Annotated in this window: 9 protein-coding genes and 1 riboswitch; of the genes, 8 read left to right on the top strand and 1 reads right to left on the bottom strand. The window is 70.8% G+C overall.

Features of this window, described 5'->3' with window-relative positions:
* Window positions 1-18: 18 nt before the first annotated feature.
* Window positions 19-102, bottom strand: a riboswitch (ZMP/ZTP riboswitch).
* Window positions 103-157: 55 nt separating this feature from the next.
* The 8 genes from LK09_RS01670 (at window position 158) to LK09_RS01635 (ending at window position 10,982) form a co-directional block, all read left to right on the top strand.
* Window positions 158-2,041, top strand: coding sequence for a penicillin-binding transpeptidase domain-containing protein (locus tag LK09_RS01670; RefSeq protein ID WP_052226284.1), 1,884 nt, complete (start codon window positions 158-160; stop codon window positions 2,039-2,041).
* 33 nt (window positions 2,042-2,074) lie between these two features.
* Window positions 2,075-3,463, top strand: a complete 1,389-nt coding sequence (locus tag LK09_RS01665; RefSeq protein ID WP_052226283.1) for a family 20 glycosylhydrolase — start codon at window positions 2,075-2,077, stop codon at window positions 3,461-3,463.
* A 24-nt stretch (window positions 3,464-3,487) separates the two neighbouring features.
* On the top strand, window positions 3,488-4,597 hold the full coding sequence (locus tag LK09_RS01660) for a DUF998 domain-containing protein (protein ID WP_156138602.1): 1,110 nt from the start codon (window positions 3,488-3,490) through the stop codon (window positions 4,595-4,597).
* Window positions 4,594-4,956 (top strand): YrdB family protein, encoded by a 363-nt coding sequence (locus LK09_RS01655; protein ID WP_039394720.1) that lies wholly within the window; start codon window positions 4,594-4,596, stop codon window positions 4,954-4,956. The genes LK09_RS01660 and LK09_RS01655 overlap by 4 nt, the downstream gene beginning before the upstream one ends.
* Window positions 4,953-6,371, top strand: coding sequence for an FAD-binding oxidoreductase (locus LK09_RS01650; RefSeq protein WP_052226282.1), 1,419 nt, complete (start codon window positions 4,953-4,955; stop codon window positions 6,369-6,371). The genes LK09_RS01655 and LK09_RS01650 overlap by 4 nt, the downstream gene beginning before the upstream one ends.
* Before the next feature lie 77 nt (window positions 6,372-6,448).
* Complete coding sequence (locus LK09_RS01645) at window positions 6,449-8,665, top strand: NADP-dependent isocitrate dehydrogenase (RefSeq protein ID WP_039394717.1); 2,217 nt, start codon at window positions 6,449-6,451, stop codon at window positions 8,663-8,665.
* 85 nt (window positions 8,666-8,750) lie between these two features.
* Window positions 8,751-10,076, top strand: coding sequence for a uracil-xanthine permease family protein (locus LK09_RS01640; RefSeq protein ID WP_039394714.1), 1,326 nt, complete (start codon window positions 8,751-8,753; stop codon window positions 10,074-10,076).
* A 60-nt stretch (window positions 10,077-10,136) separates the two neighbouring features.
* Window positions 10,137-10,982 carry a VOC family protein gene (locus tag LK09_RS01635; RefSeq protein WP_052226295.1) on the top strand — a complete coding sequence of 282 codons (846 nt, stop codon included), beginning with the start codon at window positions 10,137-10,139 and terminating at the stop codon, window positions 10,980-10,982.
* Here the strand turns inward: LK09_RS01635 and LK09_RS01630 are convergent.
* Window positions 10,960-11,412 (bottom strand): GNAT family N-acetyltransferase, encoded by a 453-nt coding sequence (locus LK09_RS01630; protein ID WP_039394708.1) that lies wholly within the window; start codon window positions 11,410-11,412, stop codon window positions 10,960-10,962. The genes LK09_RS01635 and LK09_RS01630 overlap by 23 nt on opposite strands.
* Between the last annotated feature and the right edge of the window lie 6 nt (window positions 11,413-11,418).

The following is an 11,418-nucleotide window of genomic DNA, read 5'->3' as shown; positions in this document are numbered from 1 at the left end:
CGAGTGAGTCGAGGGTGTCGCTTCGGCCCAGGCGTGCGGTCGAATGCCGTGTCGGTCGCTCCCCGGTGGTAAGCCACCTCAACGCCAGTCGCGACACGACGAGCCTAGCGGATCCGGATGCCGGAAACCCCGTCCGGGATCCCACAGGATTGGCTGTATGCGGACGGATTCACAGCGCAACCGGCTTCGCCCTCTCGTCGGCGGGGTGGTGGCGGTCGCCCTCGCGGCGACGCTGTCCGGGTGCAGCGCTGCGGACCAGCCCGACACGGCCGCTCTCCGCAGCGCGCTGGTGTCCGGCGACTTCAGCCACGTGCGCCTCGCCGGTGCGACGGCGAAGCAGGCGGGCACGGAGTACTCCGCCATCGTCGCGGGCCTCGGCAAGATCACGCCGACGGTCGAGATCTCGGCCCCGAAGGTCGAGGACGACCACGCGACCTCCCGCATCCGCTGGAGCTGGCCGGTGGCCGGCACGGAGAACTGGACGTACACGTCCACGGTCCGAAGCACCAAGAAGGGCGGCACGTGGTCCGTCGACTGGGCTCCCTCCGTCGTCGAGCCGAGCCTCGTCGCCGGTGGCGTGCTGCGGCGCGCGACCCAGGCGCCACCGCGTGCGGACATCCTCGGTGCGGACGGCACGGCACTGATCACCGACCGCCCGGTCGTCACCTTCGGCATCGACAAGAGCAAGGTGACGCCGGCCGTGGCGGCGACATCCGCGGCGGCGCTGGCAAAGCTCGTCGGGGTCGATGCGAAAGGCTTCGTCGCGAGCGTGAAGTCCGGTGGCGCCCAGCAGTTCGTCGAGGCGATCACCTACCGGAAGGCCGAGGTCCCCGCATCCGCGGCGGACCTGTCCGGCATCCCGGGCGCCCTCGCGGTCCCCGGCTCCCGCCAGCTCGGGCCTGCGCGCGGCTTCGCCGGTCCGGTGCTCGGCACGGTCGGCCCGGTCACCGCCGAGATCATGCAGAAGCACCCGGGCATCTACACGTCCACGGACTCCGTCGGGCTCAGCGGCCTGGAACAGCGCTATGACGGTCAGCTGCGCGGAACCCCCGGCGTGACGATCAGCCTGGTGCCCGAGAGCGGCGACGCGACCGATCTGTTCACGGCACAGCCCAAGCCCGGTGAACCGCTGAAGACGACGCTCGACGAACACCTGCAGACCATCGCCGAGGCGGCGCTGCACGACATCGGCCCGGCGAGCGCCCTGGTGGCGCTGCGCCCCAGTGACGGCGCGATCCTCGCCGCGGCGAACGGCCCCGGCACCGGCTCGTTCGACGCGGCCCTGAACGGACAGGTGCCGCCCGGCTCGACCTTCAAGATGTTCGACACGCTCGCGCTGCTGCGGGCGGGCCTCACCGCCGACTCGACGGTCGACTGCACGGCGAAGGCCGTCGTCGACGGCTACACCTTCGTGAACGACGCCGACTATCCCGCGTCGGCGATCGGCAGGATCCCGCTGAAGACGGCGATCGGCCACTCGTGCAACACCGCCATGATCAACGCCCGCGACAAGCTGGGAGACGTCACCTCCGCTGCGCAGACCCTGGGATTCGGCATCGGCCGGACACCGGGGGTGGACAGCTTCCCGGGGCGGATTCCCGCGGGAGGATCCGCCACCGAGGCCGCCGCCGCCGTGATCGGGCAGGGCAAGGTGCTCGCCTCCCCGCTGGCGATGGCCGCCGGCATCGCCTCGATCCAAGCGGGTCACACCGTCGTGGCCGGCCTCCTGCCGTCGCAGCCGGCCACCGTGCCGAGCGAGGTGAAGCCGTTGACCGCGGCCGAAGCCGCGCAGCTGCGGCTCATCTTCCGGCAGCCGGTGCTGGACGGCACCGCCGTCGGCCTGAAGACCGTGCCCGGCGCGCCCGTCATCGCGAAGACCGGCACCGCCGAGTTCGAACAGGGCGGAAAGACGCAGGTGCACGCCTGGATGGTCGCCGCCCAGGGCGACCTGGCCGTGGCCGTGTTCGTCGACACCGGCCACAGCGGCGCCGACACCGCCGGTCCGATCGTGAAGAGGTTCCTGACCGCGGCGCAGCGCTGAGTAACCCGATCCCCGTTTGTTAGGCTTCCTCACATGTCTGCGTCGCCGCTGCCGCTCATCCCCCTGCCCGCCTCCGTGACGCTCACCGAGGGTGCCGCGCCGTACCGACCGGCCGATCCGTCCGACCTGCACCTCACGGTGACGGTGGATGCCGCCGCCGGCGGCCCGGAGGCGTACATGCTGCGCATCACCGAGCGCGGCATCCAGATCATGGCCGGCGGCCCCGCCGGCGCCTTCTACGCCCGGCAGACCCTCGCGCAGCTGGAGCACGACGGCGAGTACCCCGCGGTGGTCATCGAGGATGCCCCGCGCTTCGCCTACCGCGGCGTGATGCTCGACGTGGCCCGCCACTTCCAGCCGGTCGAGACGGTGAAGACGTACATCGACCACGCCGCCTCGCTCAAGTTCAACCACCTGCACCTGCACCTCACCGACGACCAGGGCTGGCGCCTCGCGCTGGACTCCCGCCCCGCACTGGTCGAGAAGGCCTCCACGACCAGCGCGCTGGGCGACCCGGGCGGGCACTACACGCGGGAGGACTGGACAGAGATCCTCGAGCATGCGGCATCCCGCCACGTGACCGTCGTCCCCGAGATCGACGTTCCCGGGCACACCCACGCGGTCGGACTGGCCTACCCGGAGCTCGCCGCCGACCCGGTGATCTCGGACCTGGTGCTGGAGACCGTCGAGACCTTCGGCGGGGGGCTCCCCCTGCCCGGACACCCCTACACCGGGTGGGCGGTCGGCTTCTCGTCCCTCAAGCACGACGACCCCGAGGTCGATCGGTTCCTCAGCGACGTGTTCACCGAGCTCGCCCGGATCACCCCGGGCCCGTACCTGCACGTCGGCGGCGACGAGTGCCACGGCACGGATCCCGCCGACTACGCGGTCTTCCTCGAGAAGGTCACCGCGATCGTCGCCGCCACCGGCAAGACCCCGGTGGCCTGGCACGAAGCGGGGGCCGCCGCCGGCCTCCATCCCGCGACGGTCGGCCAGTACTGGAACTACGTGCAGCCGGAGCCGGGTCAGGATGCCCCGGCCCGCGCGTTCGGCTCCCGCGGCGGCCTCATCATGTCGCCCGCCGACGTCGCGTACCTGGACATGAAGTTCGACGCCGACTCGCCGCTCGGGCTCACCTGGGCCAAGGGCGTCACCACGATGCAGGACGCCTACGGCTGGGAGCCGACCGCGATCCTCGACGGGGTGGACCCGGATCGGATCCTCGGCGTGGAGGCGCCGCTGTGGTCCGAGACCGCCCGCGACCTCGCCGACATCGAGCAGCTCGCGTTCCCGCGCATCGGCGCGATCGCGGAGATCGCATGGAGCCCGGCCGGCGCACACGACGCGGCCGGTTTCGAAGCGCGCACGGCGGCGCTGATCTCCCGCTGGAAGGCCGCCGGAATCCGGATCCCCACACCGTAGCCCGCAGCCGCTAGTGTCAGTGCCGTGACCGCGAATTCCCCCGCCGCCCCGCCTGTCGCCCGGGTGTTCGGCACCCTCGCCTCCCGCCCCAGCGCACGCTCGATCGAATCACTGGCGCTCGGCGTCGGCGTGACGGCGTTCGTGTTCGTCGCGGTCGTGGCGATCTTCGTCTTCCGCTTCGAGCCGGCCCCCATCTCGGGTCCGGGCTCGGTCGGCGAGTACGCCGCCGTCGCCTCCGGCGTCGCGACCGCCCTCGCCGTCCTCGGCGCCCGCTACGTGGTGCGCGAGCGCACCCGCGCCGGCCGCATCGGGTTCTTCGACGTCGTGGACGTCGTCGCGCTCGCCTTCGCCCTGGCGGTCATCGTCATCCTCACCCTGACGCTGCTCGCCGGCATCATGGAGCAGTCGTTCCAGGGCGCCACGGTGTTCGGGTTCTCGGTGCTGGTGCTCTCCGGGGCGACCGCCGCGATCGCGGCATACTTCACGTTCTACCTCGCCGCCGAGATGACCCTGTCGTCGCTGGCGGCGGTGCTGGCCGTCTTCCTCGTCGAGGGCGTCATCACGAGCGCCCTCACCGCGAGCGACCCGCAGTGGTGGAAGGAGAACCTCAGCGCGCTGGGCATGAACAACGACTTCTCGTCGTGGGCGTTCAACATCTCGCTGATCGTGTCGGGCATCCTCGTCACGGCGCTCGCCCGCCTCGCCACCCGCGGGGTCCCCACCACCAACCCGGAGGGCGTGCAGCGCACCCGGGTCGCGCTAGTGGTCATCGGCATCTTCCTCGCGTGCGTCGGGGTCTTCCCGGTCGACGAGTTCCTCGCGATCCACAACACCGTGGCGACCGGCATGGCCGTCGTCTTCGCGATCACCGTCTTCCGGGTGCACTCGTGGATCCCCGGCCTCGCGCGGGCGTTCCGCCTGGTCGGCTACCTGTTCGTCGCGGTCGTGGTCGTCGCCGGCGTCTTCTTCGCCGTCGGCTTCTACACGCTCACCGCGGTGGAGCTCATCGCGGGGGCGCTGGTGTTCTCGTGGATCATCCTGCTGGTGCGCAACTGCGCCGCCCTCGTCGCCGATTCCACCCGGAACGGCGGCGACGCGGAGGCGCCGGCACCGGCCGTAAACTGGAATCCATGACCGACCCCCAGCCCGCCGGCACCCGGCCGCCCCTCAGCGCGGTCGACCTCGTCGCCTTCGTCTGCGAGCTGTTCGCCTTCGCCGTGTTCGCGTTCTGGGGCTTCGCCGCGTGGCCGTTCCCGTGGAACATCGTGTTCGGCCTCGGCACCCCGATCCTCGCCCTCCTGATCTGGGCGCTGTTCGTCTCGCCGCGCGCGGTGCTGCACGTGCACCCGTTCGTGCGCGCCGGTGTGGAGCTGCTCGTCTACGCGGGCGCCACGGTGTGCCTGTGGAGCATGGGGCTCACGTGGATCGGCCTCGGGTTCGCGGTCGTCGCCGTCACGGCCGGTCTCATCGCCGGACGCCGCCGCTTCGTATGACCACGCCCGACGTCGTCGCCCGGCTTCGCGCCGAGCTCGGCGACCGTGTCGACACGTCGGCCGACGCGCGGGATGCCGCCCGCGCCGACAAGTCCGGCTTCGCGGCCGACGCCGCGCCGCTCGCCGTGGTGCGCGCCGAATCCGTCGCCGACGTGCAGGCGGTGATGCGCATCGCCACGGCCACCGGCACCCCCGTCGTGACACGCGGCGCCGGAACGGGCCTCGCCGGCGGCGCCAACGCCGGCGCAGGTGAGATCTCGCTGTCGCTCGGCGCCATGGACCGCATCCTCGAGGTGCGCCCCGACGACCTGCTGGCGGTCGTCGAGCCCGGCATCCTGAACGCCGACCTCAACGAGGCGCTCCGGCCGCACGGCGTGTGGTGGGCGCCGGATCCCGCCAGCCGCGCCATCTCGACGGTGGGCGGCAACATCGCGACCGGTGCCGGCGGCCTGCTGTGCGCGAAGTACGGCGTGGTGCGCGACGCCGTCCTGGCGCTGGACGTGGTGCTCGCCGACGGGCGCCTCCTGCACCTCGGCCATCGCAGCGTCAAGGGCGTCACCGGTCTCGACCTCACGTCTCTGTTCATCGGGTCCGAGGGCATCCTGGGCGTGGTCGTCGGCGCGACGCTCAAGCTGCGCCCGCTGCCGTCCGGCCCGGTGTGCTCGATCACGGCGATGTTCCCCGACGTGCGGGCCGCGGCATCCGCGTCGGCGGCGGTCACCGCCTCCGGTGTCCAGCCCGCGATCATGGAGCTGATGGATGCCGGCAGCCTCGCCGCCGTGCACGCGCTGCTCGGGCTCGAGACGCCCCCGCCGGGCGCCGCGCAGCTGACGATCCAGACCGACGGGTCGGCGTCGGTCGCCGAGGCCGAGGCGATCGCCGGCATCCTCCGCGACGCGGGCGGCGCCGTGCTCGTCACGGACGACCCGGACGAGGGCGAACGGCTGCTCGCGATCCGCCGGTCGCTGCATCCCGCGATGGAGACCCTCGGCACCACCCTCATCGAAGACGTGTCGGTGCCGCGCAGCCGCCTCGCCGACATGTACGACGAGATCGCCCGTGTGGAGCGCGAATACGGAGTGCGCATCCCGACCGTGGCGCACGCCGGCGACGGCAACCTGCACCCGAACTTCGTGGTCGAGACCGGGGCGGACGTGCCGCAGCACGTGTGGGATGCCGCGGACGACCTGTTCCGCGCCGCCCTGCGCCTGGGCGGAACGCTGACCGGCGAACACGGCGTCGGACTCCTCAAGCGCCGGTGGCTCGCCGCCGAGCTCGGCGACGACCAGTGGCGCCTCCAGCGCGACATCGCCCGGGTCTTCGACCCGGACGGCATCCTGAACCCGGGCAAGGTCTTCGAACCCCCGGTCGTTGAGCGAGGACGCGCGCAGCGCGACCGAGTCGAAACGCAATGAGATATCTCGACGTCGAGACAAATCCCGGCGCCCGGTAGACTGAAGACACCGCGAAAAACCCCTGACGGGAGACCTCTGTGCCTGAATCCACCATCATCTACACGCACACCGACGAAGCTCCGGCGCTGGCGACCGCGTCGTTCCTTCCGATGGTGCAGGCCATCGCCGCGCAGGCGGGCGTGCAGCTGGACACCCGCGACATCTCGCTGGCGGCCCGCATCCTGGCGGCGTTCCCGCAGAGCCTGACGCCCGAGCAGCAGGTGGGCGATGCCCTCGCCGAACTCGGCGGCCTCGCCACCCTGCCCGAGGCGAACATCATCAAGCTGCCGAACATCTCGGCATCCATCCCGCAGCTGAAGGCCGCGATCGCCGAGCTGCGGGCCCAGGGCTACGACATCCCGGCCTACCCCGACGACCCGCAGACCGCCGACGAGAAGGACGCCAAGGCGCGCTACGACCGCATCAAGGGCTCCGCGGTCAACCCGGTGCTTCGCGAGGGCAACAGCGACCGCCGGGCGCCGCTGTCGGTGAAGAGCTACGCGCGCAAGCACCCGCACCGCAACAAGCCGTTCGCGGACGGCTCGAAGACCCGCGTCGCCACCATGGGCCACGACGACTTCCGCTCGAACGAGAAGTCCTACGTGTCGCCCGACGACGACGTGCTCACGATCCAGCACGTCGGAGCCGACGGAACGGTCTCCCCGCTCAAGCAGAACCTCAAGGTGCTCCCCGGCGAGATCGTGGATGCCACGTTCCTCGACGCCGCCGCCCTCGACGCGTTCCTGGCGCAGACGCTGGAGCAGGCCACGGCCGACGACGTGCTCTACTCGGTGCACCTCAAGGCGACCATGATGAAGGTCAGCGACCCGATCATCTTCGGCCACGTCGTGAAGACCTACTTCGCCGACGTGTTCGACCGGTACGGCGACGTCATCGCGTCCGAGGGACTCACGCCCAACAACGGCCTGGGATCCATCCTCGACGGCCTGACCGCCGCCGGCCGCACCGACGTCGTCGACGCGATCACCGCCGACCTCGCCCGCGGCCCGCGCCTGTCGTACGTCAACTCCGACAGGGGCATCACGAACCTGCACGTGCCCTCCGACGTGATCGTGGACGCCTCGATGCCGGCCCTCATCCGCAACGGCGGCAAGCTGTGGGGCGCCGACGGCGGCGAGGACGACACCCTCGCGGTCATCCCCGACTCGTCCTACGCCGGGGTCTACCAGGCCGTGATCGAGGACGTCATCGAGCACGGTCCGCTCGACCCGGCCACCATCGGCACCGTCCCGAACGTCGGCCTCATGGCGCAGGCGGCCGAGGAGTACGGCAGCCACGACAAGACGTTCGAGATCCAGGCTCCCGGCACGGTGCAGGTCGTCACCGCGGCGGGCGACGTCGTGCTCGAGCACGCGGTGAACCCGGGTGACATCTGGCGCGCGACGCAGACCAAGGACGTCGCCGTGCGCGACTGGGTCAAGCTCGCCGTGAGCCGCGCCCGCGCCACCGGCTCCCCCGCCGTGTTCTGGCTCGACGAGACCCGCGCGCACGACGCGTCGCTCATCGCCAAGGTGCGCGAGTACCTCGCCGAGCACGACACCGACGGCCTCACCATCGAGATCCTCGCTCCGGCGGAGGCCACCCGCTACTCGCTGGAGCGCATGCGCCGCGGCGAAGACACCATCTCGGTCACCGGCAACGTGCTGCGCGACTACAACACCGACCTGTTCCCGATCCTCGAGGTCGGCACGTCGGCCAAGATGCTCTCGATCGTTCCGCTGCTGGCCGGCGGCGGGCTCTTCGAGACGGGCGCCGGCGGCTCAGCACCCAAGCACGTGCAGCAGCTGCTCGCCGAGGACTACCTGCGCTGGGACTCGCTGGGCGAGTTCTTCGCGCTGGCGGCATCCTTCGAGCACTACGCCGGCTTCACCGGCAACGCCAAGGCGCAGGTGCTCGCCGACACGCTCGACCGCGCCACCGGCACGTTCCTGGAGAACGACAAGTCCCCGGGCCGCGCGCTCGGCACGATCGACAACCGCGGCAGCCACTTCTACCTCGCCCTGTACTGGGCGCAGGAGCTGGCCGGCCAGACCGAGGATGCCGACCTCGCCGCCGTGTTCGCGCCGGTCGCGCAGCAGCTGGCGGATGCCGAAGAGGCGATCGTCGCCGAGCTGATCGCGGTGCAGGGCGAGCCCGTCGAGATCGGCGGCTACTACCACCCCGACGAGGCGAAGGTCTCGGCCGTGATGCGTCCGTCCGCGACGCTGAACGCGATCATCGACGCTCTGGCCTGACCCGCCGCCGTCCGCGAAACGCGTCGTCCCATTTCGGGGCGGCGCGTTTCTGCGCTCACAGGCTTCTTTCAGCTAGCATGCAGGCATGCCTGTCTGGTCCCTGCACGGAGACGGCCGCCACGTCGGCCCCGGCGATGCCGTCCACCCCCGCGAACGCCTCACCTGGCCGCTGACCATCGCGATCGGCGCGCAGCACGTCGTCGCCATGTTCGGCGCGACGTTCCTGGTGCCGAGCATCACGAAGTTCCCGGTCTCGACAACGCTGCTGTTCTCCGGCTTCGGCACGATCCTGTTCCTGCTGATCACGAAGAACCGCCTGCCCAGCTATCTGGGTTCGTCGTTCGCGTTCATCGCACCCATCACCGCTGCGACAGCAATCGCCGGAACCGGATCGGCGCTCGCGGGCATCGTGTCGGTCGGCATCCTGCTGGCACTCGTCGGCGTGATCGTGCAGGTGCTCGGCACGGGCTGGGTCGACAAGCTGATGCCACCGGTCGTCGCCGGCGCGATCGTCGCGCTCATCGGCTTGAACCTCGCTCCCGCTGCGTGGAGCAACTTCAAAGACGGCCCGCTCACCGGATCGATCACGCTGGTCGCCATTATCCTGTTCAGCGTGCTTTTCCGCGGGTTCCTCGGGCGCATCTCGATCTTCATCGGCGTGCTCGTCGGGTATGTCGCCGCAGCGCTCCAAGGCGAGCTGGACTTTGCGAAGGTGAACGCCGCCGCGTGGATCGGCCCGCCCACATTTCAGTTCCCCGACTTCGCCACGCCGGGGACGTGGAGCGTCATCGCGATGTTCCTCCCGGTGGTGCTGGTTCTGATCGCTGAGAACGTCGGCCACGTGCGCGGCGTCGCGACCATGACGGACCCGGCGGTCAACAAGCTCACCGGCCGCGCCCTCCTCGCCGACGGCATCTCGACGACGGTCGCGGGTGCCTTCGGCGGTTCGGGCACGACGACCTACGGCGAGAACATCGGGGTCATGGCGGCCACCAGGGTCTACTCGACGGCCGCCTACTGGGTCGCGGGCACCGTCGCCATCCTGCTCTCGATGTCACCCAAGATCGGAGCGGTCTTCAACACCATTCCGCACGGCGTGCTCGGTGGCGCCACGACGGCCCTCTACGGTCTCATCGGTGTCATCGGCATCAAGATCTGGGTGGACAACCGCGTGGACTTCTCACGGCCCGTCAACCAGTACACCGCGGCGGTGGCGCTGGTCATCGCGATCGCGAACTTCACGATGCAGTGGGGAAACTTCCAGCTCACCGGCATCGTGCTCGGCGCGGGCGCGGCCCTGCTGATCTACCACCTGGGCAACGCCGTCGCCCGGGCGCGCAAGACCGGGGCGGACGACGGCGGCCCGATCCCCGCGGTCGGCGCCCTCGGCGGGGACCCCGTCGACGCGTAGAATCTGGTCGTGAGCCAGCTCGTCCCCGCATCCGCTGATCGCCTCGCGGCCGACACGCGCATGGGCGCGGTCACGCTGCTCGTCGGTGACCTCGACCTCATGACGCGGTACTACCGCGATGTCGTGACGCTGCAGGTGCTGGATGCCGCGGGCGACACCGTCACGCTCGGCCGTGCCGGGCACCCCATCGTCGTCCTGCGCCACGAGCCCGCGCTGCGGCACGCCGCACCGGGGTCGGCCGGGCTCTACCACACGGCCATCCTGTTCGAGTCGCAGGCGGCCCTCGCCGCGGCGCTGTACTCCGTCGCCAAGAACGCGCCGGGCACCTTCACCGGCAGCGCCGACCACCTCGTCAGCCAGGCGTTCTACTTCACCGACCCGGAGGGCAACGGCGTCGAACTGTACTGGGACCGCGCCCGCACCGAGTGGTCGTGGACCCACGGGCAGGTCGAGATGGCGACCCTGTACCTCGACCCGAACGCGTTCCTCACCGAGCACCTCACCGAGGAGATCGTCGACGGGGCGACCGCGCACGACGCGGCCACCGTCGGCCACGTGCACCTGTCCGTGGGCGACGTCGCCACGGCGAAGGCGTTCTACGTCGACGCGCTCGGCTTCGACACGACGGCGTCGCTCGGCAACACCGCCCTGTTCGTCAGCGCGGGCGGATACCACCATCACATGGCGATGAACGTGTGGGAGTCCCGCGGCGCCGGGCCGCGGATGCCCGCCCTCGGCCTCGGCCGCGTCGACCTGGCCCTGCCGGATGCCGACTCCCTCGGCGCCCTGCAGGAGCGTCTGCGGCACCACGGCTTCCAGGTGCGCGACGACGGACGCACGGTGAGCTTCGACGATCCGTGGAACAACCTGCTTCAGGCGTCGGTCACAGGCGGATCTGCGCGATGACCTCGCCGTACTCGGTCTCCCCGACGGGCGTGAAGCCGACCGCGGTGAAGAACGCCTCGGGCCCCTCTTCGCCGGCCTCGTAGATCACGTTCACGTGATCGACGCCGCGCTCGCGCGCCTCGGCGAGCAGCCCGTCGATGAGGAAGCGCCCGACGCCGCGACCCTGCTCGTCGGCGTCGACGTTGATGCGCCAGAGCACCGACTGGAAGTGCTCCTCGAGCACGTCGCCGTCGAAGTTGGCGCTCACGAAGCCGACCACGTCGTCTCCGTCGAGCGCCACCCGCTGCCACGACGTCGCCGGGTTCACGACCGTCGCCGCGACCCCGTAGCTGACCGGGGAGAGGAACCCCTCCTGGCCGGGCTTCAGCGACATCTTGTTGACCGCCACGATGGTCGAGGCGGACAGTTCCTCCAGGCGAAGCTCAGTCATGCGTCC

This window comes from Microbacterium mangrovi (genome assembly GCF_000802305.1).
Lineage (GTDB): Bacteria > Actinomycetota > Actinomycetes > Actinomycetales > Microbacteriaceae > Microbacterium > Microbacterium mangrovi.
The sequence above is the reverse complement of the archived record's forward strand: the minus strand, read 5'-3'. Positions and strand labels throughout refer to the sequence as shown.

Coding starts and splice junctions, on each gene's coding strand:
- LK09_RS01670 (WP_052226284.1), top strand. CDS start 158: ATGCGGACGGATTCACAGCGCAACCGGCTTCGCCCTCTCGTCGGCGGG.
- LK09_RS01650 (WP_052226282.1), top strand. CDS start 4,953: ATGACCACGCCCGACGTCGTCGCCCGGCTTCGCGCCGAGCTCGGCGAC.
- LK09_RS01640 (WP_039394714.1), top strand. CDS start 8,751: ATGCCTGTCTGGTCCCTGCACGGAGACGGCCGCCACGTCGGCCCCGGC.
- LK09_RS01630 (WP_039394708.1), bottom strand. CDS start 11,412: ATGACTGAGCTTCGCCTGGAGGAACTGTCCGCCTCGACCATCGTGGCG.
- LK09_RS01665 (WP_052226283.1), top strand. CDS start 2,075: ATGTCTGCGTCGCCGCTGCCGCTCATCCCCCTGCCCGCCTCCGTGACG.
- LK09_RS01635 (WP_052226295.1), top strand. CDS start 10,137: ATGGGCGCGGTCACGCTGCTCGTCGGTGACCTCGACCTCATGACGCGG.
- LK09_RS01655 (WP_039394720.1), top strand. CDS start 4,594: ATGACCGACCCCCAGCCCGCCGGCACCCGGCCGCCCCTCAGCGCGGTC.